At 69.9% G+C, this 24,686-nt stretch carries 24 protein-coding genes; 21 read left to right on the top strand and 3 right to left on the bottom strand.

Features of this window, described 5'->3' with window-relative positions:
* Positions 1 to 20 precede the first annotated feature (20 nt).
* The 21 genes from ID554_RS15605 to ID554_RS15705 all read left to right on the top strand — a co-directional run bounded on the left by ID554_RS15605 (position 21) and on the right by ID554_RS15705 (position 18,959).
* Positions 21 to 953 (top strand): MarR family transcriptional regulator, encoded by a 933-nt coding sequence (locus ID554_RS15605; protein ID WP_117230228.1) that lies wholly within the window; start codon positions 21 to 23, stop codon positions 951 to 953.
* 87 nt (positions 954 to 1,040) lie between these two features.
* A complete protein-coding gene (locus ID554_RS15610; RefSeq protein ID WP_117230229.1) occupies positions 1,041 to 1,718 on the top strand; it encodes a GGDEF domain-containing protein in 678 nt (225 codons plus the stop codon).
* Positions 1,719 to 1,819: 101 nt separating this feature from the next.
* Complete coding sequence (locus ID554_RS15615) at positions 1,820 to 2,407, top strand: hypothetical protein (protein ID WP_117230230.1); 588 nt, start codon at positions 1,820 to 1,822, stop codon at positions 2,405 to 2,407.
* Between the two features lie 216 nt (positions 2,408 to 2,623).
* Positions 2,624 to 3,022, top strand: coding sequence for a hypothetical protein (locus ID554_RS15620; protein WP_117230231.1), 399 nt, complete (start codon positions 2,624 to 2,626; stop codon positions 3,020 to 3,022).
* Positions 3,023 to 3,074: 52 nt separating this feature from the next.
* Positions 3,075 to 4,115, top strand: a complete 1,041-nt coding sequence (locus ID554_RS15625; protein WP_117230232.1) for a hypothetical protein — start codon at positions 3,075 to 3,077, stop codon at positions 4,113 to 4,115.
* A gap of 105 nt (positions 4,116 to 4,220) precedes the next feature.
* Positions 4,221 to 4,637, top strand: coding sequence for a hypothetical protein (locus ID554_RS15630; RefSeq protein WP_117230233.1), 417 nt, complete (start codon positions 4,221 to 4,223; stop codon positions 4,635 to 4,637).
* Positions 4,638 to 4,729: 92 nt separating this feature from the next.
* The gene (locus ID554_RS15635) at positions 4,730 to 5,821 is read left to right on the top strand and encodes a M23 family metallopeptidase (RefSeq protein WP_117230234.1); all 1,092 of its coding nucleotides are present in this window, start codon (positions 4,730 to 4,732) and stop codon (positions 5,819 to 5,821) included.
* A 70-nt stretch (positions 5,822 to 5,891) separates the two neighbouring features.
* Positions 5,892 to 6,191, top strand: a complete 300-nt coding sequence (locus tag ID554_RS15640; RefSeq protein WP_117230235.1) for a hypothetical protein — start codon at positions 5,892 to 5,894, stop codon at positions 6,189 to 6,191.
* 81 nt (positions 6,192 to 6,272) lie between these two features.
* Positions 6,273 to 7,499: a hypothetical protein gene (locus ID554_RS15645; protein WP_117230236.1), complete on the top strand. Its 1,227-nt coding sequence runs from the start codon at positions 6,273 to 6,275 to the stop codon at positions 7,497 to 7,499.
* Between the two features lie 30 nt (positions 7,500 to 7,529).
* On the top strand, positions 7,530 to 8,651 hold the full coding sequence (locus tag ID554_RS15650) for a hypothetical protein (protein ID WP_117230237.1): 1,122 nt from the start codon (positions 7,530 to 7,532) through the stop codon (positions 8,649 to 8,651).
* 107 nt (positions 8,652 to 8,758) lie between these two features.
* Positions 8,759 to 9,634, top strand: a complete 876-nt coding sequence (locus ID554_RS15655; RefSeq protein ID WP_117230238.1) for a hypothetical protein — start codon at positions 8,759 to 8,761, stop codon at positions 9,632 to 9,634.
* 94 nt (positions 9,635 to 9,728) lie between these two features.
* Positions 9,729 to 10,772 carry a hypothetical protein gene (locus tag ID554_RS15660; RefSeq protein WP_117230239.1) on the top strand — a complete coding sequence of 348 codons (1,044 nt, stop codon included), beginning with the start codon at positions 9,729 to 9,731 and terminating at the stop codon, positions 10,770 to 10,772.
* Positions 10,769 to 11,176 carry a hypothetical protein gene (locus tag ID554_RS15665; RefSeq protein WP_117230240.1) on the top strand — a complete coding sequence of 136 codons (408 nt, stop codon included), beginning with the start codon at positions 10,769 to 10,771 and terminating at the stop codon, positions 11,174 to 11,176. The genes ID554_RS15660 and ID554_RS15665 overlap by 4 nt, the downstream gene beginning before the upstream one ends.
* A 269-nt stretch (positions 11,177 to 11,445) precedes the next feature.
* Positions 11,446 to 11,589, top strand: a complete 144-nt coding sequence (locus ID554_RS15670) for a hypothetical protein (RefSeq protein ID WP_191088555.1) — start codon at positions 11,446 to 11,448, stop codon at positions 11,587 to 11,589.
* Positions 11,586 to 12,734, top strand: coding sequence for an AAA family ATPase (locus ID554_RS15675; protein WP_223884093.1), 1,149 nt, complete (start codon positions 11,586 to 11,588; stop codon positions 12,732 to 12,734). Before ID554_RS15670 ends, ID554_RS15675 begins: the two co-directional genes overlap by 4 nt.
* An 8-nt stretch (positions 12,735 to 12,742) precedes the next feature.
* Complete coding sequence (locus ID554_RS15680) at positions 12,743 to 14,350, top strand: vWA domain-containing protein (RefSeq protein ID WP_117230242.1); 1,608 nt, start codon at positions 12,743 to 12,745, stop codon at positions 14,348 to 14,350.
* A gap of 433 nt (positions 14,351 to 14,783) precedes the next feature.
* Positions 14,784 to 15,569 carry a hypothetical protein gene (locus tag ID554_RS15685; RefSeq protein ID WP_147333552.1) on the top strand — a complete coding sequence of 262 codons (786 nt, stop codon included), beginning with the start codon at positions 14,784 to 14,786 and terminating at the stop codon, positions 15,567 to 15,569.
* Positions 15,570 to 15,908 (top strand): hypothetical protein, encoded by a 339-nt coding sequence (locus tag ID554_RS15690; RefSeq protein ID WP_147333553.1) that lies wholly within the window; start codon positions 15,570 to 15,572, stop codon positions 15,906 to 15,908.
* 190 nt (positions 15,909 to 16,098) lie between these two features.
* Entirely contained in the window at positions 16,099 to 16,320 is a 222-nt protein-coding gene (locus tag ID554_RS33115; protein WP_199489278.1) for a tyrosine-type recombinase/integrase, read from the top strand.
* Positions 16,321 to 16,909: 589 nt separating this feature from the next.
* Positions 16,910 to 18,358 carry an IS66 family transposase gene (gene tnpC / locus ID554_RS15700; RefSeq protein ID WP_191088556.1) on the top strand — a complete coding sequence of 483 codons (1,449 nt, stop codon included), beginning with the start codon at positions 16,910 to 16,912 and terminating at the stop codon, positions 18,356 to 18,358.
* Between the two features lie 25 nt (positions 18,359 to 18,383).
* Positions 18,384 to 18,959 (top strand): hypothetical protein, encoded by a 576-nt coding sequence (locus ID554_RS15705; protein WP_147333624.1) that lies wholly within the window; start codon positions 18,384 to 18,386, stop codon positions 18,957 to 18,959.
* 267 nt (positions 18,960 to 19,226) lie between these two features.
* Here the strand turns inward: ID554_RS15705 and ID554_RS15710 are convergent, their stop codons facing one another.
* From ID554_RS15710 to ID554_RS15720, 3 genes are all read right to left on the bottom strand, one after another.
* Positions 19,227 to 19,829 (bottom strand): hypothetical protein, encoded by a 603-nt coding sequence (locus ID554_RS15710; protein WP_223884094.1) that lies wholly within the window; start codon positions 19,827 to 19,829, stop codon positions 19,227 to 19,229.
* A gap of 208 nt (positions 19,830 to 20,037) precedes the next feature.
* Positions 20,038 to 21,510 carry a hypothetical protein gene (locus ID554_RS15715; protein WP_117231174.1) on the bottom strand — a complete coding sequence of 491 codons (1,473 nt, stop codon included), beginning with the start codon at positions 21,508 to 21,510 and terminating at the stop codon, positions 20,038 to 20,040.
* Positions 21,507 to 24,578, bottom strand: a complete 3,072-nt coding sequence (locus tag ID554_RS15720) for a BTAD domain-containing putative transcriptional regulator (RefSeq protein WP_223884095.1) — start codon at positions 24,576 to 24,578, stop codon at positions 21,507 to 21,509. Before ID554_RS15720 ends, ID554_RS15715 begins: the two co-directional genes overlap by 4 nt.
* Positions 24,579 to 24,686: the final 108 nt, after the last annotated feature.

A 24,686-nucleotide genomic window follows, 5' to 3' on the forward strand; every position in this document is an offset into this window, starting at 1 on the left:
AGCAACCCCAGGGAGGACCAATGGAAAACCCGGAACAGACCACGATGCCCACTCTCGACAAAGTCGCCGCCGCGCTGGCCGAACTCGGTCAGGAAACCGCCGCCGCCATCGCCGCACGCGCCGGCGTCGGGTACTCCACGGCCACGAAGAAGCTCCGCGTGCTGGAAGAAGCCGGCCAGGCCGAACCGTACCGCGCCGACGACGGCCGCACCCTCTGGCGCCCGGCCCCGAGCACCGCGGGCAGCACCGACGGCGACGACGCGTCAGCCAGCACGCCCGATGCCGAACTGCGCGACGCACCGGCACCGCCCATCGCCGAGGACGGGGGCCGCGAGCAGGCTGACGAACCCTCCACACCGGCACAGAACACGACCGGGCAAGACGATCCCTCCGCACCAGCGGAAGACACCACCGAGCCGGACGAGCCCACCGCCGACCAGCCAGACGACGGCCCCGCGTCAACGGACGACGACACGGACCGGCCGACCCCACACGACCCGCCGGGCCAGCCGGACGACTCCCCGACCGAGCCGACTCCAGCAGCCGAACCTCAGGAGAATCGCGACGAACCCGCCGAGGCCGGCAGCGTCAGCGACTCGGTCGTCGCGACGGTCGACGAGACGGACGTTGCCGACCCGCCGGCGAGTACGGACGACTCGGCCTCGGCCAGCGCCCCGGCCGAGGATCCGAACGCCTCCACCGACGGTAGCCCACGCCGGTCGAAGGGCACGCTACGTGGCGCCATCCTCGACGTGCTTGAGGCCCACCCGGACCAGCAGTTCAAGACCAGCGAGTTGTGTCAGGCCATCGACAGGGCGAACGAGGGCAGCGGCTCTGCGAAGGCCAGCGCGGGCGCGGTCGTCAACGCCGTGCACAAGCTCGTCGCCGACAACCGAGCCATCCAGGTTGTCGAACGACCGGCGGCCTTTCAACTCGCCCCGAAGACCGACTGACCGTCCACCTCTGGTAGCCCGGGGTGGGCGTCGATCTTGGCGGAACACGCCCACCCCGGTGCTCCTCCTACAAAGGAGCGATGTCGAGTGTCCCACCTCAACTCCTACCTCACCGCAGCCGGCGGACTCCTCGCCGGTCTCGCCGCCGCGGCACCCCTGCTCGCCTGGCAGCGGCAGATCATCCACCAACAGCGACAGGCTCTGGCGGCCCGCGAGCGGGACCTCTCCTACTGGCGCGACCTCGCCACGCACAGCGACACCACCGACCTGCCGAACCGCAGGGCGTTGCAGGCCAATCTGGAGGCCGCCTTCTCGCTCGGGGAACCACTCGGGCTCGTCCTCATCGACCTCGACCGGTTCAAGTGGGTCAACGACACGTACGGTCACGAGCACGGCAACGCCCTGCTGTACCAGGTCGGCGAGCGCCTAGCCACCCTCAAGCCACCAGCAGTCCTGGTCACGCACCTGTCCGGCGACGAGTTCGCCGTCGTCGTCCATGGCGACGAGGCCGAGGTCGAGGAAGTCGCCCACGCGGCCTATGTACTCATCTCGGGTACCCCGAACACCGTCGATGACCAGCAGTTGACTCTCACCGCCAGCGTCGGCTACGCGGTCGCGGAACCGTACATGCTGCCCCGCGACCTTTTGCATGCGGCGGATCAGGCGATGTACCTGGCCAAGGCCAGGCGCAGTGGAGCCCACGCCCACGACCCGAGCCACCACACGCCGCCGGGTGCCGTTACCCGCTACCGCGACCTGCGGTAACACCGCCCCGGCAGCACCTGGCGCCAAGCGATCCCATCCACAGGAGCCCCGCAGGCCGATCGGCCTGCGGGGCTCCCTGCGTCTCAAGGAGCCGAAACAGCGTGCTGTCCTTTCCCACCGTCCACACCCTGACCGGATGCCTCCTCGACCTCGAAGCCAGCGCCGACGAACTCGGCTGGGGTCGCCCGCCCTTCCTGCTGCTCATCCAGGACCAGCCCGCACCATCGGCACCCAGCCCCAAGGCACGCCAGATGACTGCCGTACGGGTACCGGTGAACCCGGGGCGCGTGGGCCGGTACCGCGCCGGCCTGCCCCACCTCCTGCTGGATCTCGCCACGTCGCTGAGCACCGACCGGCCCCTCGGGCGGCCCACGCTGGCCGCCTGCGTCGATCTCGGCCCCATCGTCGACCGAGTCTCCGACCCCACTCCCGGACTACGACTGCTGGCCTGGGCCGTCTGCTACGAGGACGTCCTCGTCGAGTCCGACCAGCTATGCGAGATCCGGCGGGTCGACGCCGTCGACGCCGACGGACGCGGCTACCAGATCACGAGGTTGCGCGGCGAACCGCACCCCGTGGTCTTCATCGACGAGCAGCCCGGGGAGTACGAGCCGGCCACACGGCCCGGCCTGCAGAGGCTCGTCCACATCACCAGCCGCCCCAGGCCACCATCGCGGACAACCGACTGACGACCTCGCGCGACGGGCCCAGCCGCGAGATCCAAATCTGCGCGTCCGCGCGGCTACCCATCGTGCTCGCCCACGCCCTCCAGGCAGACGACTTGACCATCATCGAAAGATGAGCGTCGATCGTATTGGTCATCGCACGAGCCGCCCATCAGGAAGAACACGACCGACGGGTCGGACGGTGGCCCCTGCCCGGATACCGATGGAAGGTCACCCCGCATGTCCGACGCGACCAGGCCCCGCCCTTCCGAACGCGCGCTGCTGCCCCGCGACGTCACCGACCCTCTGCTGTGGCGGCTGGCCGTCGACGTGGCCACCGCCCACCAACTCGGACCCGACGACCGGTGCGTCAACCTGCAGTGCGCCGACCAGTCCGGTCCGTGCGTGGCCGCTCGGATGGCCCAACGGGCAATGCGATCCTCGCGCACCCCGAAGCCGCGACCACAACGCCCGCCACACGCCGCCGTCCGGGAACGGACGTCGCAGCGGCCGGTCCGCGACTGCGGCGGCTTCGTCGGCTGGTTCATCGCCCGCGTCACCGCCACCACCACCCACCTGCGGCAGCGGCTACCACGCCGTGTTCCCGGCGCGACCCTGACCGCCGCGTACGCCGCGTGATCGCAAGCGCCAGGGCGACCAACGCCATCCAACCCCGACCAGGAGACCCAGCATGACCTTGCGCACCGAGACCACCCTCGCCGGCTACGCCCGAGCCGCCGTGGCGATGAAGACCCGCATGCACGAATTCTGCACCAGCACCGCCGGTAGTGAGTACACACGAGCCTTCGTCGAGACCCTCTTCGACAATGTCCCCGAAGCCGACCGGCACGGCGAGGCCGCACCCGACCAGAAAGTCGCCGAGGTCATCAACCGCGCCAGCGGCACCGTCTGGGCGCAGGGCGAGGCATACGTTCTCGCCCCCGCCATGACCGCCATCGTCGCCGCAGCGGCCGAAGCCCTCGACCTCACCGGCGACCTCCTCACCGCCGACGCCGCCCCCACCGACGGCGGCGTGCTCTTCCTGCCCGAACCGATCTACCACCGCAACCTGGCCGGCAAGGTCAGCGGAATCGCCGCGATCACCTGGACCACCGTTACCTCACCCCGCGGCCGGTCCTGGCTGATCTGCGGCTGGGCCGACCGCGACGACCTCGACGACCCACACGCCGCCCGCATCCAGGACTACACCCGACAGGATCCGACCCTGCGCGCGCGACTCGGCCCCTACGTGCTGACGAACCTGAACATCCTGCCCATCGCGGCACCGGTACCCGCCGTCGAACACCCGGACGACCTTGAGCCCGACCGCGACTGGGAAACCGCGCCCGACGGCCGATACGTCATCGCCGACGCCACCGCCCGCACCCACGTCTGCGCCGCGATCGCCTACGCGTTCTGGCGCATCCAGGCACAACCCATCGCCATCGCCGCTGCGGCGCCGCTGGACCGGCCCGCCCGCCGCCGCGCCGCACGCGCCTGCATCGTGCACGACACCCGCGTGGTGATGCTGCGGCGTACCTCCGCCCTGACTGAGACCGGCGACGGACCGGCCAGGTGGCACTACCGCGTTCGGTTCGTCGTACGCGGTCACTGGCGCCGCCTGATCGACAAGCACGGACAGGCGTACAGGATCTGGATTCACGCCCACATCAAGGGACCCGACGACGCGCCGCTGCTGCACGGCGAGAAGGTCGCCGTCCTCGCCCGCTAGCGCAACCCGCACCCCACTTCGCATCGATGACCGCGCGGCCGACCAAGACCGCGCGGTCATCGCCGTGCCCGCACCCCATCCAGCGATTCACGAGGAGACCCACCCGTGGGAACCCCCTGCTACGTCGGCGCCGCCGACCCCGCCCGGCCGACCATCGTCCGCGCCCGTTACGTCCACTTCGACGGCTACCCCTCATCGCTCTTTCCGCAACTGCGCGGCATCTGGGCCACCACCACCCGCCGCGACACCAGCGCCCTCATCGACGCGGTCCTCGCCCACGACTGGGACTACCTCGGACCCGACGTCACTGCGGACACACGGCCGGTCTTCTCCGGCCAGCGCCCCATCGCGGGGGTCGGCATGACCCTCGACGACACCACGCCGGAGCCGCTCACCGTCTTCCCGCTCACCCGCGCCGTCGACCTCGTCGCCTCCTGGATCTACGTGATCAACCCCGCTGACGACACGGTCACCGTGCACAACGGCGACGGCGAGCCTGTCGGCGTCCACAACTTCGGCTAACCCGTACGGACCAGGAGGAACCCCGTCATGCCCGGCTCCGCCGCGCGGCTCGACCGAACCCGTCACCTCCGCCTCGACGGCAGGGGGCCGGGATGAAGCTCCGATCCCTGGTGTCACTCGCCGTGGCGCTCACCGCCGTGTTCATCCTCTGCGCCGGCGGCCTCGGCGGATTCCTCGCCGGCGGCACCGCCGCCGGCTGTATCCCAAAAGCCACCTTGCCCGGCTCCTCTTCACCCACGACGGCGCCACCCATCACCGGACCGACCCTGTGGCCGGCCATCGGTGACTGGGACAGCGGCCAGGTCGGAAACGCCGCCGCGATCGCCACCACCGGTGCCCGTCTGGGAATACCCGGCCGCGGCTGGGTGATCGCGGTCGCCACCGCCATGCAGGAAAGCACCCTGAGGAACCTGGCCGGTGGCGACCGCGACTCCGTCGGCCTGTTCCAGCAACGCCCCAGCCAGGGCTGGGGAACCCCCGCCCAGCTCCAAGACCCCGTCTACGCATCCGAGAAATTCTTCGGCACGTTAGTCACGATCGACGGCTGGCAGACGATGCCGCTCACCGAGGCGGCCCAGGCCGTCCAGACCTCCGCCTACCCCGACGCATACGCGAAGTGGGAAGGACCAGCCACCGAACTGGTCACCGCCATCGCCGAAACCGCCGGCCTACCCACCAACGGGCTGGCCGGCTGCGGGGCCGTCGGCCCGTGGACCCAGCCGGTGCTCGCCCCGGTCGGATCCGCCTTCCGCAGCGCGGACCGTCCCGGCCACGACGGCGTCGACCTCAGCGCCCCACGCGGCACGGCCATCCGCGCCGCATCGGCCGGCACCGTCCGCACCGTCCGGTGCAACGCGGTCTACGCCGACAGCGGCGCCGAGTGGGGCTGCCACCGCGACGGCGATCCCGACCTCACGCGCGGGTGCGGCTGGTACGTCGACATCGACCACACCGGCGGCCTGCTCACCCGCTACTGCCACATGGACCAGGCCCCGATGGTGACGGTCGGGCAGCAGGTCGCTGTCGGCCAACCCATCGGTGTCGTCGGCTCCACCGGCCGCAGCTCTGGCCCGCACCTGCACTACGAGGTGCACCAGAACAGCGACGCGAGCGCGAACGGGGCCATCGACCCGGTGCCGTTCATGGCCGCACAAGGCGTTCCCCTCGGGGCACCTCCCGCCTGACCGGCACCTTCCCGCCTTGCGCCACGACCGAGCGGATCCCACCACGAGACCTCCCCGAGAGGGGCGACGTGTGACCACCGACGAGGACACGGACCACGAGGACCTGCTGGAGCGTCTGCTCCGACACCTCCTGTCCGGCGGCAACCTCGACGAACTCTGCGAGGAAGCCGGCCTGCCCGTGCTGCTGGAGAGCACCGGAAGGCCGGTGAACGTGCGGGAGGTCGTCGCCGACGGCGACGCCGGTGTCCTGGCCCTCAACCGCGGCGTCGTGTTCCGGCTGTCCGGCGGCAGCGAGGTCCAGCTCAGCATCGTCACCTCTCGTCGCCCCGACAGCCCCGTCCAGGAGCGCCCGCCCAGGACTTCCGGCTGAGCGAGCCACCGCCCCTGCCCGCTCGGCCCAACCCGGCGGGCCGCCCTGCCAGCAACCCACCGAAACCACGGAGGTACCACTGTGTCCCACACCCCAGATGAGCCAATCGCCCCCGAGCACGCAACCGCTCCGTGCCTGATCGGCCAGCTTCACGACGACGGGCACACCGTCACCGCCGTCGCCATCAGCGATGAGGTCGACCCCCAGAACGTGCTGCCGGTGCTGCGCAGTCTGCTGGACGAGGCCGTCGGCGACATGCGCCTGATGACCGACCAGGTCATGACCTACGGCTGGATCTCACTCAACACCCCCACCCCGCCAGGACAGGCCACGCCGACGTCGGCCACGCCGCCGAGGCTTCAACTCGATCTGCACGAGGCCAGCGTGCCACCGCGCGCCGAGTGGCTGTATCTGCTCGGCGACCGCGAACCGATGGTCCTGGTCTACGAGGCGACCGTGCACGGCACCTGGGCCCGGCACAGCCGCCACTGGCTACCGGCGCCCGCCGACACCCCGCTGCCGACCGGCCTCGGCATCGTCGGTGACCTCTCCACCGGGCACGGCGAGCACCAGTGGAGGCCCGCGACGATCGGGCTCGCCGGTCTGCACACCGCCTGGCAGGTCGAGATCTGCTCGACGGAGTGGGCGCGCGGTGTGATCGTCGCCCGCCTCGACCGGGAGGTGCTGCGCGACGTCATCGACGTGACGAGGCAGTGGCACGAGGGCCGGATGCCCGGCTCCGGCCTGCCCGTACTGACCCTCGCCGCACACATCCTGATCGTCTTGTGGTGGAACGGGTCGGGACACGAGCAGACACAGCAGATCTCGCCCGGCTTCCAGATCCGGGCCGACGAGATCACGCCTCGGATCCTGCCGAACCTCGACGTGCACTACGTCATCGGCCAGCACGTCCTGCCCTGGACGCTGCCCACCGAGGAACGGCCCGGATACCGGCCCGACGAGCTGCGCAACGGCGTCCCGCCGATCCGGGAGTGGGCTACCGAAGCCGGAGTGCACGCCGCCTACCCGCCCCTGCGGGGGTACCCACTGCCGCTCATCGCCGCCGCGCTGGCCGACCTCGCCGACGGCGGCCCGGCGGCGCTGGCCAGCTACGACCACCCGTACCAGGTCTGCCTGATCGCCGCCGGCTATGCCGTCGTCGTCACCCCCACCGCCTGGGAAGGCCGCTCCCACGTGACCCTGCCCCGCCCGCTCGGCGGTATCTGGACCGACGACCCGCTGGTCCCGGTCTTCAGCCCGTGGCAGGTCGCCACTCGCTGCGGAATCCTCCGCAGCCGCAACCACTGACCAAGACGAACCGAGCGAAAGAGGAGAGAAGTGCCCGACCACGAGAACCGAACACGTACCGTCCGGCAGGCGGATGAGGCGCATGCGACCACGTCCCACGAGCACCTCGCCCCGCACCATGTCATGGTCGGCGACCTCGGCGTCTTCGCCGGCGACTGGGCCGCCTACGACCACCACGGCCGAACCCGCTACCCGACCGGCTTCGTCGGCCGCCTCGACGCCCAGCGCGGGCGCGACGGACAGTACGCGGTCTTCTCCTGCGACCGGGCCGTCGCCGAGGCGATCGTCGCCGAACAGGGGCGGCTGCGCGACGAGACCCGACAGAGGCTGACCGCCGGCGGCCTGCGGGGACCGGATCTCGACGCCGAGGTGGACCTAACGTACGCGCCGCTGCGCTTCGACGGTGACGAGATCGTCATGGACGAACGGCTCGTCCACGGAGAGGCCGACAGGATCTCGCGGATCTGCCCGGACGCCGACGGCCGGTACGCGATCTGCGCCTGGCAGTGGGAGTGGCGCACCGTCGCCCCCACCGACTGCGACCACGTTGTTGGAGCGGCACCGACGGCGGCGGATCAGCCCGCCCGGATCCCACTCGTCCACAGCCCGCTGCACGTGCCGCACGATCGACTCACCGTCACCAACCTTCACCAGCGCCTGGCCTACAACGGAGTCGCGTTCACCGCGACGCTCTGCCTCGACGGCACGCCGGTCGGAATGATCGAGTACGACGGCAACGGCGGGGAGACCTGGCTGCGTCACCACGACCCGGCCCGGTTCAGCTGGCGCGACATGCACGAGTTCGTGCTCGGGTGCCGTTACCTGCGCCAGCCCACCGATGAGGGAAAGGTCCTGGACCGGCTGGTCACCGAGTACGACCTGGCGCGGCAGATCGCCCCGATGCCCCCGAACGCGACCCTGGCCCGGTCGGTGAACGACGACGGCGACTTCTGCGGCGACACCGTCGCCCTCGAATCCCTCCACGGCCTCGACCGACTCAACCAGCCGGTGGCGTGGACCGACCTCGCCCGATACCTGGCCACCTTCAAGCGCAGTTCGCTCAGTACGCACTGGCAGGTGTGGCGCAACGGCTTCTGGAGGGACGTGCCCGCCCTGGCCGCGACCGCCGACGTCGGGGCGAACAGGCACTGAGGTACTGCAGGGCGTTCCACCGGAGTCGTATCCACAGCTACGACCCAGAGGGGCGAGCCCAGCTACCGGGCTCGCCCCTCAACTGCTTCAGGAAGGAAGGCACAAGAATGTCCGATTCCACCGAGCGTCACACGGGTTCTCGCGGCTTCGAGGACCAGACAAACTGGCCCGAGTTCGGCCGCCGACTCCAGCAGATTCAGGCCAAGCTGATCCACGGCGACGGCGAGCCGCTGTTGTCCGGGGACGACTTCTACGGCGAGGCGCTGCGACGCCTGCTCACCAGCGGCTCCGGCTGGATGAGCCGAGCCAAGCACGAATGGCACCTGCGAGGACTCCACGTCTTCAACGGTTCGGCGGCGCAGACCGCGCGGCGGCAGGCACGCGAAGCGCGCGCACGGTACGCCATCTCCGCCCGGGCGATCCGCGTCGAGCTGGCCGCCTGGCTGCGTGAGGCCGGGTCCAGCGAGCGGATCGTGCCGAGCCGGTACCGCCGTGACGGCGTTCTCCTCGCCGCCGACTGGCTCGACCCTGCCACGGCGGCGTCGCCGTATCCCCAGCCTGAGCAGGACCAGGAGGCCATGCGATCCCGGACCGGGGACTTCCGGTGGTCGCGGGTGCTGGAGGCGCTGCGCGCGGCGGGTGAGCAGGACGGTGAGCAGGCCGCCGCCTGGTGGGCGCAGTACACCATCGGCGGCTCCAGCCGAGACGACGTCACCGCGCTCGCGGGAGCGGTACTCGCGGGAATCGACGCATGCGACCCCGCCGTCCTCGACGGTCTACCCGCCTTCGACCTCGCCGGGTACGACGCCGAGCGGTACCGCGTCCACGCACCCCACGACGCGCCGAAGTGGGACGACCTGTCCGACGCCGACCGGGCCGCCGCGATCGACGCCACCCGCGACGGCTTCACCACCGCAGTCGAGGACGGCGTCGCCGTGCGCTGCGCGGCCCTGCTCGACAGCGACAGCCCTCCCACCGAGTAACCGCTCCGCCAGCCAACCCGGCAGGCGTACCCCGGTCCATCGCCCTCGGCCGTCCAGCCTGAGGGCAGTTTCATTTTTGAAAAGGGAGCAGCACGTGAGGAAGCTCTGGTTCGACCTGCGCGAGGCCATCGCGCAGGCCGAGGAAACCATCGCCGGCTACACAGCCGGCGAAACGCACGAACCCCTGGAGCCGTGGCTCGTCCTGAACACCGTCGGCGCACGGCTGTGGTTCACCGCGGTGAACGCGCCCCGCCCCCGCAGCGCCACCATCGCGGCCATCCACGACGACGGGCCTCCGCCCGGCGTGGAGTCGATACCGCTGTACCGGCAGCCCTTGACGGAGCCCGACACCGACGGCAAAGACCCGCTGGGCCAGTTGCGCGCCGCCGCAGAGCAGGGGCACTGGTGGCTCGTGGTCGACACCTCGATGCCGCCACGGCTGTACACCGCCGCCGCCTACGACACCGACTGCGTCCCGGAGACAGCGGTCTGGACCCCGGCCTGGCTCGCCACCGGCGATCTCGGCCCGTACCCCGGGCAGGTCGCCCACGGCTACCGGCACAACGGCTCCGTCATCCCCCGTCTCCGCCGCGAGACGGTGCAACGGATCGCCGCCGACTCCAACGCCCGCGCCTTCGGGCACCCGGAGCAGGACGCCGACCTGCTGGTGCTCCGCCACCACGACAGCCGCATCGAGATGTTCGTGGTCCGTGCACCCGGCGCGAACAACCTCGGTCACCACAACGAGACGTTCGTCGTCGAGACGCGGCAGCTCACCGCCGGCCCGGACGGCTGGTTTCGCGCCACCGACGGCCGCTGGCCCTGGCGTCACGCCAGCCCAGCTGCCCTGCCTCCCGAGCGACGCCGAGGCGAGCGCCACCAGCACGAACCGGACGTCTTCGAAGCCAACGGACTGGACGGAAGCAGGTGCACGGTGTGCGGGGCGACCGGCTACGACATCGCCCACCAGGAGTTGCCATCGATGGCCGGCTACGGCACCGATACCACCACGTCGTGCCGGATCTGCGGCTCCTCGGAAACCTACGCCGAGGAGATCGGCTGGAGCAGCCACCGCGTGGTCTGGCCACCAGTCCTCGCCCCGGCGCCAACAGCGGACGACGAGGTGGCGCGGCCGTGATCGACGACGACTACCTCCCCGGTGAGGGCGACGTCATGCCCGCGACCTGGTGGCACCTGCCGGAACCCTTCGGCCTCATCAAGCGGGTCCGTAGCAGTCGGATCCCCGGCCACCCGCTGATCGCGTTCGTCGACGAGTTCAGCACAACGCTCTCCGCCGCTGGTCCGCTCTACGTGAACCTGTACCGGTACACGGTCTGGGACAGCACCTCGTCCATGGACACCGTCGAGCGGCAGATCTTCGAGAGCCTCACCAACAGCTATCCGGGCATGTTCAGCACGGTTGTCGGCGGACCGGACGTGTGGCTCGCGCTGCGGATGACCCGGCTCACCGATCGCATCGTGACCGCGCTGCTTGAGCAGCACGAGCGCTACCAGGCCCACCGCCGCAGGACATCGGTGTAGCGGCACGACTTTCCTTGGGCCGGCCCGCGCCTACAGCCGCTGATGAACCTGGCCCGCTCCCTGTGACACCACGCCCGGGCCGGACTCCGGCCCGACATCACTCCTCGACCCGTCCTCGCGCCGCCGAACTGGTAGGCGCCCGACCTGAGCACCGCTCCGCGTAGCCGGTACGGCTACGCGCGCTCTTCCCCGCCCGCTGTGGCGCACCACTGCCGCCGCGCGCCCCGGGGAAGGGGCGCGCGGCGGCTTCCTATCGCCAAGGAGCATTCATGTCGAACTCGATACAACTTCCGATCCGCCAGCCGCTGACCGGCCACACCCTGCTGGAGCTGCGCGGATACGACTTGATCACGTCCGGGACCGCAGGTATCGGTTGCACGCTGACCGCAGCCATCGTCGGAGGTGCCCGATGACCTCACCCGCTCACCCCACCAGGCCGAAGGCCAAGCCCCGCCCCATGTTCGGGCCGGTCCTGACCCTGCTCGCGGCCGAGCCGCACCGTGCCTTCTCCATCGGCGACCTCGGCAAGGAGCTGCCCGGCCGGTCCTCCGGAGCGATCGGCTCCGTCCTGAACCGCCTCGTCGACCGAAAGTGGGCCACCATGTCCGGTGGGTCACCGCGCCGATACACCATCACCGCCGAGGGCATCGACGCGTACAAGGCGGGGGCCGGCTCCAGCCGCGCCCCCGCGACCGCCACCCCCACGCCCGCGGTGGCACCCGCGCCGACGCCCAGTTCGACCGGGCCGATTCCACCGCGTCCCGGCGCTGTCCTGCGCCCCAACGGCGTCTGGTACCTGCCCCGCCAGCTCGGCGACAGCACCGACGTCGAGGTCCTGCGCCGGCTGCGCCGCGACACCATCACGGTCCTGCTCTACGGGCCGCCCGGCACCGGCAAGACCAGCCTCATCGAAGCCGCCTACGCCGACGCGATCACCGTCGCCGGTCACGGCGACACCACTGTCGAGGACCTCGTCGGTAACTACGTCCCGCTGCCCGACGGCGGCTTCGAGTTCGCCTACGGGCCGCTCGTCGTCGCCATGCGCGACGGACGCGCCCTGTTCATCGACGACGCCACATTGATCCCACCCCGCGTGCTCGCCGCCCTCTATCCGGCGATGGACGGCCGGGCCACCATCACCATCGCCGCCCATCACAACGAGGTCGTGACCGCCGTCGACGGGTTCTACGTCTGCGCCGGCCACAACCCCGGCGTGCACGGAGCGATCCTCACCGAAGCCCTCGCCTCGCGATTCGCGGTGCACATCGAGGTCACCACCGACATGCAGCTCGCCCGATCCCTCGGCGTACCGAACGGGGCCATCGACGCGGCGGTCGCCCTCAACGCGCAGATGCGCAAGCACGAGATCGACTGGGCGCCCCAGTTGCGCGAGCTGTTGGCGTTCAAGCGCGTCGCCGCGAGCCTCGGCCTCGACGCCGCCGTGTCCAACCTCGCCGCGATCGCACCCGAACCCGACCGGCAGGCGGTCATCGAGGCCCTCCAACGGGCCTACCGCGGCTCCATCATCACCCCGCTCACCCTCGGCAAGCAGAAGTAGAGGCTGCCATGACCAGCGTTTCCGCACACCTGAGCACCTCCGGCACCACCCCGGCACCGGCTTCGTCGCCCTGGAGTCCATGGTCGGCGGCCTGGACCAAGCACGCCGCCCGGCTCACCGGCCGTCCGGACGCCTCCGTCACCGTCACCCCCGCCAGCGGCGGCCCGAAGGGTTTCAGCTACCCGGCGACCGCCGAGATCCAGGTCGACGCCGACCTCATCGGCGACCCGGAGATCGCCGACCCCCGCCGACTCGGGCACCGGTCGAAGGTCCCCGTCGCCTACGGCGTCCTGCTCCACGAGGTCGCCCACGTCATCCACTCGCACTGGGACCCGCCACCGTCGGTGCCGCCCGTCGTCCGGGAAGCCGCACTCATGCTGGAGGAGTCCCGGATCGAAGGGCACTACCGGACCGCCCGGCCCCGCGACCGCCGGTGGCTACGCCGCGCCATGACCAGCCTCATCGTCCCCGACGACACCCCCACCGACACGACATGGAGCGCCGCCTACGCCGCCGGACTGCTCCTCGCCCGAGTCGACGCGAAGATCCTCTACCCCGCCGACGTCCGCGAGCCACGACGCGCCATCACCAAGGTCCTCGGCCGCAAGCTCCTCAAGGGCCTCCGCGCCATCTGGCGGGAAGCCCAGACCGTCGGCGACACCGACACCGACCGCATGATCGACCTCGGTGAACGCTGGTGCCGCCTCCTGGGCATCAACCCCACCGTCAACCCTGGCCTGCCCGCCGACGACGCGGCCACCAGCGCGATCGCGGCGGCCATCGCCGCCGCTATCGACGCCATCCTCAACAACCCCGCCGACACCCCCGAACCACGCGGCGACGTGCCCGGCATCTACGTCGACACCGACACGCCGATCACCTGGACCGAACGCGACCCCCGCGACGCCGAACGCCAGGCCGCCCATCGACTCACCGCACTACTACGACGCGCCCGCCACCGCGAACACGCCCGCACCATCCAGGCCAGCAGCGCACCGCCCGGACGACTACGCACCCGCGCCGCCGTCACCCTCGCCGCCCAACGAGCGGCAGGCGCCATCCCCACCGCCCAGCCCTGGCAGCGCGCCGTACGACGCCCCGTCCCCGACCCCGAACTGACCGTCGCCATCCTCATCGACGCCTCCGGCTCGATGGACGCCTTCGCCGCCCCCATGTCCTCCGCCGCGTGGATCGTCGCCCAAGCCAGCACCCGCGCCGGAGCGACCAGCGCCACCCTGGCCTACGGCGAACGGGTCACCGTACTCATCCCACCCGGCCGCCGCCCCACCACAGTCCGCGACATGCAAGCCGACGCCGGAATGGAACGCTTCGTCGAAGCCTGCGCCGAAGCCGACCGACTCCTCCACCTGTCCACCCCCGGCACCGCGCGCCTGCTCGTCGTCGTCTCAGACGGCCACTACGTCAACCCGGAACAGAGCCAGGCCACCATCAACCGACTCCACAACACCGGCTGCGCCATCCTCTGGCTCGCACCCGACAACAAACACTGGTCGTCCAGGGTCTACGACAACACCACCACCATCACCGTCGACGACCCCACCACCTGCATCAATCTCATCGGCAAGGCAGCAGTCGACGCGCTGACCAGAGCCTGAGCCCGAACCCGCCGCGCAGGACCCCGGCCAAGAGGAGCGGCTCCCGACACGGACTATCGGGGGCCGCTCCTGCCCCTGCCTCAAGGGCTTCCAAGTTCGCCGTCCGGAATCCGGTGGCGAAATTCGACGCCGCGCGACTTGTCTGCCCCGTCGCTGCGAGCGTCAATTCGCGCAGGGCCCATCGATGTACTCAAAGGACCCGCCAACAAGGCACCTTCAACCATGACCGAAGGAAGTGCGAAACCCCAACGTAAGATCGTTATCGGCCCGGGAGAATGCCCGGCACACAAACACCTCGCGCCAGCATGGACAGGTGGCAGACTCCCGGTAGGGTCTTCTGCCGTGACCACCACCCCCTGGGTACCGCTGAGCCGCCGCAACGCCGACCTCGGCCCAGAACCACCTCAGGAAGGCGTCCCCCGCTACCTACAGGATGAGCTGCAAGGCTGGCTTCGAGTTCAGTTCATCACGCACCCAGAGCTTGAGAGAGCTACGCCTGCGCCTACGCATCCCTGGCCAACTGGCCAGGGCTGAGGGCGACAAGATGCTCGACGTTGTCGACGCTTTTCTATATTGGCACCCCTCGTCCGTCTGGGAGAACGAAGACGAGGAGGACCCCGAGGACTGGAGCCCCGAACAGGAAAAGGCGTGGCAGGACGATCTCACGGCCTGGCAGAGTTTGGCGGGCCAGATCGAGACGCTACTCAGTACGGCCGGCTCTGCTTGGCGTGTCGAGCAGCGATGCATCGGCCTCGAACGGCGAATCGATGAGACGGTGACAGCCGCCGTTGCTATGGCACGTAGAGACGCCCGCGACGATGCGGCCGAGCACCTCGCCGAGTCGTGGCGCGCGGCGTACGGCCGGAACCCGGACCACGACAAGGCGTACGACGAAGCCGTGCTCGCCGTCGAGGCGGTGCTCTGCCCACTGGTATCCCCGAACAACCAACGGCCGACCCTCGGCACCGTCATCCGTGATCTCCGGAACCAGACATCCCAATGGGAGCTGGCGATCGGCGACACCACTGGGAACCCGGCGGGGATCGGCCGCCTGGTCAACATGCTTGCGTTGCTGTGGGACGGGCAGTCGCGGCACGCGGGAGCCGCGAACTCCCGCCGGCAGTCCCAGATCGAGGGAGAGTCCGCAGTGCACGTGGCGGCCACGCTCGTGCAGTGGATCAACAGCGGTGTGCTGCGCCGGAAGACCGAGGGCCAGTAAGTGCCAATTGATCCCGCGACGTTCCTCGCTGCCGTGGCCACCGCCGTAGCAGCCAGCACCGTCGTGGAGCAATACGTCAAGCCGCGCGTCGAGGCGAAGAAGGCACGTCGGACCGCCCAACAGGAATTCATGGCCCGAATGGTCGGGCTGACCCTGTCCGCCGCAGTGCTCGCCGAGGATCTCCCCAAGGACATGGATCGCGAAGTGCGCGACCGGGTCAACGCCGAGCGGGCCCGCCAAGGGGAGCGGCTACGCCTGGCGGTGCAGCAGCTCTTCGACGACTCAGGCCGGTTCCTCATCGTCTACGGCGGTCCGCTGCGCACCCTGGTCCGGGACTAGGTCAGCTGCGTCGGCGGACTAACGCTGTCCGCTCGAACCAGAGCCCACCAAGCAGCGATCATCCAGGAACTGTCCGAGCCGGTCGCCACCGCGCTCAACCCTCCGTCGACGAGCGTCGGGCCGGGCCGATCCTGCGCAACACCTATGGTGGGCGGATGGATCGACACGCCGCCGCCCACCGATCAAGCACATGGCCCAGACCGAAGGGATCCGGATATCGAGGATGCAGCCGCATATGCTGCGCCACACGTTCGTGACGACCATGCTCGACGCCGGCGTCAGCCTCCGCGACGTACAGACCGCCGCCCGCCACGCCGACCCGAGAACCACCATGCGCTACGACCAAGCACGCAAGAAGCCTAGACCGGCACCCAACTACATCCCCGCCGCCTACACGGCCTCCGGGACATAGCCGGAGGCGCTCACAGCTTTTCCGAAAGTCGTGCACTCGATCATGACGTTGTCGGGTCTGCTCATCGCGTCCGGTCCGGCCGACTTCCCGAGCTGCCGATGTGAGTGCGCTGTAGCCGCGTCAGGAGCGGCCATTGCCGAGGACACTACCCGGTCAAACGACCGCCAATGGAGTCCTGGTTTCCGTCCGGTACCTGGAAATGCCGCCACAAGGGCTCGGCGGGTCTTTGCTGGAACCTCTGTCCGATCGGCCGCTCACTGATCCTGCCAACGTAGAAAGAGGCGCTCCTGCCAGCCCTTCATGCGAAGCTGGGCCGAGCGTTCCAGTTGTGACGGCCTCCGCGACAGGTGTGGCGAGACCGGCCGCCGCGCCCATCCGCGTTTCAGCACCCGGTAGAGCTGTGCTTATCTGCGTGATGGCTCTAGGATCTTCTCGTGAGCAGTGCTTCTGACTGGTTGGGCGTCGTCGCAACCGGGATCGGATCTGTCGGTACCGTAGGTGCCTTCTCGGTAACCTATCTTTTGCTGTAACTGGATAGGTGTCGTTGATCTTTCAGAGGTGTTTGGCCGGGGTGGGTCGTTGACCGTTCGTGCCCGCCGATCCTTCGCAGCCGTCGTATGAGCAGCTGCTTGCGCTGAACGCGGACCTGTTCGCCCGGTTGGATCAGGCGCTCGGGCGGATCGCGGAGCTGGAGGCTGACCTCAGTACGGCGAAGTGCCGGATCGCTGATCTGGAAGCCCAGCTGAAGCAGTCGTCGAAGAACTCCTCGAAACCGCCGTCGACGGACGGGCTGGCCAAGCCGGCACCCAAATCTTTGCGCGGTAGGTCCGGGCGGGGGCCGGGGCGCCCGGCCGGGCAGCCCGGCGCCACTCTGGAGCAGGTCGCCGACCCCGACGTCATCGTGCGGCACACCCCCGAGGTGTGCGCGGGCTGCGACAACGATCTGGCCGGCGCGGCCGAAGTGTCCGTGACCCGGCGGCAGGTGTTCGACATTCCGGAACCGACGGTCGTGGTGACCGAGCATCAGATCGTCACCCTCGCCTGCCCGTGTGGACATCGCACCACCGGCATCGGGCCCGCCGAGGCCACCGCGCCTGCCGTGTACGGGCCGCGGATCGCCGCGATCGGGGTCTACCTGTTGCACGGGCAGTTCCTGTCGATCGGCCGTACCGCCGACGCGCTGCGGGACCTGTTCGGCCTGCCGGTCGCGGCGGCCACGGTCACCGCCTGGGTCAAACGCACCGCCCTCGGCATCATCGAGCAGGTGCTGCCGGTGATCCGCGACCGGATCCGGCAGGCGCCGGTCGTGCACTTCGACGAGACCGGGATGCGCGTCGAAGGCCGTCTGGCCTGGCTGCACTCCGCGTCCACCGGCACCGACGTGCTCCTCACGGCGCACCGCAGACGCGGCGCCGCCGCCATTGACGACGCCGGTGTCCTGCCCGGCTTCACCGGTGTCGCCGTGCACGACGCGTGGGCGCCATACGACACCTACACCAGCGCCAACCACGCCCTGTGCAACGCCCACGTGCTGCGTGAACTGGTCTACGTCACCGACACCGCCACCGGCCCCACCGCCGACCTCGCCACCCAAGCCATCAACGCGCTGCGCCGGCTCAACCGCCTGGCCGACGACGCCCACACCGGGCAGGACACAGCGAACCCGGACGCCCTACGCGAGCAGCAGTACCTGCTGCGCTCCGCCGTCGTGCTCGGCGCGCAGGCCACCGCCGGCCGCGACGGCAAACTCCAGCGCAAACACCACGCCCTGTTCGTCCGGCTCCGCGACCGCCGCGACGACTACCTACGATTCGTCACCGACCCGGCCGTCCCCTTCGACAACAACGCCGCCGAACAGACCATCCGTATGCCGAAACTACGGATCAAGGTCTCCGGAAGCATGCGCACCATGACCGGCGCCGAACACTTCGCCGCCATCCGCAGCTACACCGCCACCGCCATCCGCCAAGGCAACAACATGCTCGACGCCCTGATCCAAGCCGTCACCGGAAACCCCTGGATCCCCGCCACCACCTGAGCAAATCGGCGTACACGCATACCCGATGTTCCAGCACCTATCCAGTTACCTTTTGCTGAAGCGAGAAGCCGCCCGGGATGAGGGCGCCGAGCATGCGCGGCAGACTGTTCGGGCTGAGCGGCGACGCCAGCAGGCTGCTGCGGTTGCATGCTGGTATGAAGAGCGGGTTCTTTCTGGTGAGCCTGGAGACGACGACTACGAGAGAGACTACGGCGCGAAACTGCTTAATTCGTCCAGTCTGCCTATCTATGACGTCCACTTGCGCTGGGCGCGAAAGAAGACGGCCGACTCGGAGCTCGAAGATCGGTGGCGCAACGTACTTCTCTATCCCGTTTGGTATGACGTTCTACCACCCACTCCTGACCCGATTTTTGTAAAATTCTCCGATCATAATGGGATAGCCGACAGCAATCTCGACTACGGTCTTGGCCGAATTGCAGTCCAAATGAGCTTCATAGACAGCGCAGGTGCTCGCTGGATGCGTCACGTGGATGGGCGACTCGAAGAGGATCCCGGGAACTCCATCAAGCGAGAGCCCGCCGGCTGGGAACTGCTGGAAATGGCAGACGTGCGAGAAATGATTCCGCACTACTTTCAGTAGTGAGCCATTTCCAACTTTATGGCGCAGGTCGGTAGCGTGGAGGGGGCCGGTAAGACAAGCAATCGGCCAAGAAAAATTCCCGTCGCCGTTGGTGGCCGAGTCTGGCTGGCGTGGACGTTCTGCTTGTTGACGAGAGCGCCCAAGCGGGACGGGAGCCGCCCAGTGCTTTCGCAGCGTGGCGGGTTGGCCTTCTTCCTTCGGATGACCGGAGCTTTCGCAAGCCGCTCGCTACGAAGCCTGGTGGAGGCGATGTATGGCCGTGCGATGTCAGGCCGCATTCGACGCCTCGATGATGGTAGCCGTTCCTACCACGGGCCGACCTTCGTGCATGGTGATCGTCATGCCTGGCTGCAGGTGACGCCAGAGGGCTGGGGACAGTGGGCCCAGGCGAACGGACCCGCTGGCGCCTGGTGACAGCGCTGGCGCGGACTCCACCCAGACGCGTGCCACGAGCAGATCGGGGTCGCCCTCAGCCGTACGGCGGCCGAGGTCCCACAGCGGTCGGAGGATGCCCTTGCCCGGGATCGGCGTTCGCCGACCGCCTTCGCTGGGCAACAGGAGCCGCAACTCAGCGCGGACGATTCCGTGGATGCTCTCCCACCGGCCCCAGCGGCACCACTTGACGGCATCGGAAAGCCACATCAGCTCGGCGCTGTCGATCAGCAGATCCCACCAAACGGTCGGGGGCCGCCAACCCGTGTCCAGGTCGGCAAGGAGGCCGAGCGCGACCTCCCACTCGCCGTGATCGAGGTACTCGCGTACGTCCATCACCGTCACGCCGGCCTCGTTGACGGCATCAACAGGGACCATGGCCGCAGCCCGAACGAGCAGATCGGCAACATCCACCCGCAGATTATTCAATGTCTTCATAGCCCCAGGGCAACGGTCCCATCGGCGCACGGATCTGCCGCGATCCGGGCACCAAATCGACTCGACTGGTGACTCAGCGTGAGTAGCGAACTTCGGGCCACTACGGTTGCAGACGAAGTGGAAGACGACCCGGCCATGTGTACGTCTGGCGTACCCGAGTCTGCACTGGAACCCGTACGCCGACACGTGGTCGTCGCGCCCGTTGACGTCACTTGCTCCGGCCCGCGGGCTGCCGTCGTGTCCGTGCCCTCGCGATTCCCGGTCGCCGGGGGTAGTCCTGCGGCAGGTGCCGGTAGATCGAACGCAGCGACTTGCCGATTCTCTCGGCTAGCAGTTCAGGGTCCAGGTTGGGTTCTTTGCGCAGCCAGTAGGCCACTGCCTCCGCGGTTCCCTTGGGAGCCTCCGAGTCTCTGTCGTCGTCGACCTCGCCGCCGACGGCGTGCTGATCGTCGTCCATCTCGTCGTTGTCGCCATCGCCGGCAGCGTCTGTGCCGTTCTCGCTCTCGCCTGCCGAGTCCGTTACGACTGGTCCTTCCAGCGGTGGCACGTGTGCGACTGCGTCGTGGCTCTCGGCCGGCTGCTGCTGATCGTCATCGTTCGGGGCGGGCTGTGGCTTCTGCTGGCCAGCGCTTGGCACGTCTGCCGCAGACGGGGTGCGCTCGGGCGCGGGCAGCGCGTCGGCGGGGCCATCTCGCCTGAACCGGCGACGGCGGCGGCCGGAGTTGTGTGCCGTGATGATCCGTTCCGGGGCGAGGTCTGCGGCGAGGAGCATGGTCAGCCCGTTGTAGTCGGCGGCGGCCGCGAGGCGCGCCGCGATCTCGTCCAGGTCGTACACCCGCACGGCGATGTCGGCGGTGGTCGGGTCGACCGCGGTTTTGATTTTGCGGTGGAGCACTTTGGCGATCGCGGCGTCGCGGCGTTGGCGGGCGGTCGCGGCGTGGGCCGCCTTCAGGGACTCGTACAGGTCGAGGCCGTCGGCCTTGGCGATGAACCGTGCCCGGGAGGTGATGACGGGGTGGCAGATCCAGTGCCCGAACACTTCATATGCGGGCGGTGTGGGTGGCAGCCCTCCGGTGAGGCGTAGCCGGTCGCGGCGCTGGTTGCCGGTGTGCATCACCCAGACGAGGTACCCGAGGGCGGACATGCCCGAGAAGAAGCCGCCGACCAGGTGGTCGGGGTGAGCGGCCCAGTTGAAGGCCACGGCACCGGCGGCGATGGCAGCCGACAGCAGGCGGGAGGCGATCGCCTGCTCGCCGAGGCGGCGTCGCACGTCGGCGTTGGCCATCACGACCACGCCGCCGAGTTCGAGGGCCGCGACGGCCGGGACCGCGACGAGCACCGGGACGCCCAGCGTCTGGACGGCGCCGGTGACCTGGCCGACGAGGGCGACCAGCAGCACCAGGACGTAGAACGCCTGGCGCATCCATGCCGCGTGCCGAACGGCCCTGATCAGGTCGGTATCGAGCGCGTCGCGGGTCATCGGGGACGTGGCGCGACGACTCGCCGCGCCCACCTCGCGGTCGATGCCCGGCGGGGTACCGCTGCCAGGGATGGTCGCTCTGGACGGCCACGCGGTGTTGTTGTGGCCGGCGTTCGCCGCCTGCACGCCGTCACGGCCGGGCGTGGGCTGATCGGGCCGGCTGCCGCGCGTCGTCTCGTGTGCCGGAGGGTGGAGCGTCATGCGCGTCGTCCGCTGTCACGGGGTTGCGGTTGTCCGGCTGGCCGGCGCTGTTGCAGGCCGGCGATGAGCCGGTCCGCGAGGTCGATGGTGTCCCCGCTGGGCTCGGCGTCGATCTCGTCGAGCCGGCGGGTGAGGGTCCGGCGCAGGGTGCGAATCTCGTCGAGGTGTCCCAGTGCGGCGTGGGCGCGCATCGCCTGCTGGTAGAGGGGCTCGGCGTATGGGTCGTGGCGCATCGCGGTGTCCAGCACCGTGAGGGCTTCGGCGGGGTCGGCGGTCGTGGCGGCGAGGGCGAGGTGGGCGTCGAGGGCTTGACGGCGGATGCCTTCGCGGTGGACCTCGATCCACTCGTAGTCGAAGCCGTCGGCGAGTGCACCACCGTAGGCGTTGACGGCGCGGCGCAGTGCGGCGGCCCGGTCGGCGTCGGTGGTGGCCCGCTCGGCGTCGCGCAGCGCGTCGCGCATACGCCACAGGTCCGTGTCGAACGCCTCCCGGTGGAGGGTGTAACGGCGGGACGGGTGGGTGACGTAGCTGGCGGGCCCGCCGGTGCGGGCGAGGGTCTTGCGTAGCGCGGACACATAGGTGTGCAGGCGGTGTGGGGCCTTCGCCGCGGGGGCGTCGGGGAGCAGGTCATCGAGGATGTTGTCCTGGGCCGCGTCGCCGTCATGGACGACGAGGTAGACGAGCAGTTCGAGGGACTTGGCGCGCAGCGGCACGGTGGTGTCTATGTCGACGATGCGCGCGTCGCCCAGGACCCGCACCGCGACGCGCTCCTGCGGCTGTGGGTCGTCGCTTCCTGGCCCGTCTTCGGAACGGTGACGGCTGTCCGTCGCGGCCGGCGAAACGGTGGTGTCGGAGGCGGGGACGGGATCATCCGTCGACGTCGGCGGCACCTCGCCGGCGGCGGGCATCGGGGCGTCGGTAAGACCGTGCGGTGCGCGGTTGTCGGCGTCGAGGATGGCATCCGGTTGCGGCTGCGGGCACTGTGTGGTCGTCGCGGTGGTGGGTCCGTCTGGTGTCGGCGTGGGGCGCTCGCCTGTGTGCGCCTCGGCGAGTGTGGTGACCAGGTCGATCGTCTCCTCCGGGGTGAGCACGGCCAGCCGGCCGACATCGGCGGGATGAACGCCGTGGCGGTTCTGTCCGTCGGGCCGGTGGGTGGTGCCGTCGGTGGCGACGACGACGGTGTCACCATCAGGCCAGGCGCCGAGAAGGACGCCGTGAATGTCGAGGCGTTGACCTTGGGCCAGGAGAGCGACGATCCGGGCGCGTTCGTGGCGGGCTGACGCGTGGGTGATGAAGAGGATGGGTGGTGGCGGTTCCTCATGGCGGGCGGTGTGACGCAGGTCGGCGAGGGTGTCGACCTCGTGCTGGTACACCAGACGGCTACGGTGCAGGGTCTGCGTCTCAAGGACGTCCAGGGCGTCGTCGAGGCCGGCGGTGACGGTGAGACGGCCAGTCTCGGGAAGGGCCGTGGCGGTGCTCAATAGGGCTGCTGCGGTCGGCGCGGGGATGACGACCCGGCCGCCGGTGTGGGGAGTGTTCACCCCGCTGGCGAGGGCGGCGGTGAGGAATCCACGCCCGGCCGCGTCCGCGCCGGGTCCGGTCAGCCCGAGCCCGGCGGGAGGCCACACGTCGCACAATGGGTGGTCCTGCGCGGGAACCACGGGCGCGGCGTGAGGCAGCGGCTGGTCGGCTGCTTCGGGGCTGTCGGCGCGCGTGTGCTCGACCGTGTCGTCATTGATCGCTGCCCGATCATCGTCGCAAGCGGCCTGCGCGGATTCGACGGCGTCGAGGATGTCGAGGCCGTGGGCGTTGTCGGTGGCCGGCCGGCGTAGGGCACGTCGGACGCGTGTGACGGTCGCGGGCATCGGCGTGAGGTCGGGATCGCCGGATCGCCTGTGCGGGCCGGGCGGTCGCGGCTGGTAGCGGCGCCGACGCCACGCCCAGACCAGGCTGGCGGCTGCCGCGACCGCGGCGGCGAGACCGAGGTCCAGCCAACTCCCGCTCCCCAACGTGATGCCATCGGGGCGGGACGATTCAGCCGGCGAGCTGTTGGCCGGCGGTGGCGTACGGGTGGCGTGGCTGCTCGGGGCGCCGGCCACGGTCGACGGTGCGGCGGTGGTGGTGGGGCTGGGCGGTGTGTCGCTGCCCTCGCCGGTGGTCGGCTCGCCGGTCGGTTCGACCGGCGAGGGCGGTTCCTGTGTGCGGGGTGTGTCGGGCTCAGACGGGCCTGTGGGGGCGGGGCTGGCCGCGCCTGGCGGGGCCGTGTCCGCGGGTAGGGCCAGGGTCCAGCCCGGGTAGATCAGGTCAGGATTGGTGAACGTGCCTCCCACGGTGGCGAAGTAGGTGCCGCGGTTGAGCGCCCAGATCTCGGGCCAGCGATCGGGATCGCCGAGCCACCGCTTCGCGATCGCCGACAGGGTGTCGCCCTCGCGCACCACGCAGGTGTAGACCGACCCGGCCCTGTCGACGGGGTGGTCCGCCCGCCGTGTCGTCGACGGTCCGCTCGCCGTGCGGGATGCGTCGGCGGAGACGACCGTACTGTGGCCAGCGACGGGCCGCGGGACGCGGTCGCTGTCGCCTGCAGCGGAACCGTGGTCTACCGGGGCCGACCGGCCCGCGTCGGTGCGGTCCGGCGCGGGCCGGTCGGCGGCGGGCCGCTGCGCGGGGGCGTCCTCGCGCGGTGTGCTGTCAGACGATGTGTCGGCCGTGGAGGTGGCGTGCGCGGCGGCGGGCAGCGCGGTGGAGGTTACCGCGGTGGCGCCCAGCAACGCTGCCGCGAGACCCTGCATCGGTGCCGGCATGCGCAGCGCGATCCGCCATCGCAGTCGAGCCGAGACACGCCGGTGGACGCGGCCGGCGACGGTGGTGGCGAACATGGCCCAGAGCAGCCACCCGCTGGCCTGCAGCAGCGTGGTGAGGAACCCGGTGGTCAGGGGCTGGTGCAGCCACGCGCGTAACTGACTGTTGGACGGCATCGTGGGCGTCGGCCAGTCCGCCAGGTAGATCAGCACGAGTGGCGCCGCCACGAGCACGAACGCGGCGATGCCCGCTGTCGAGACCGGTTTCACGCTGCCCTCCTCCCTGCGTCGTGCATTGGTGGCACCGAACGTAGGAGAAAGGTGGGCGGTGCAGGCCCGATGCGGGGCTGACAAGACCTCACACCGCCTTACACAACC

This window comes from Micromonospora craniellae, from assembly GCF_014764405.1.
GTDB lineage: Bacteria > Actinomycetota > Actinomycetes > Mycobacteriales > Micromonosporaceae > Micromonospora > Micromonospora craniellae.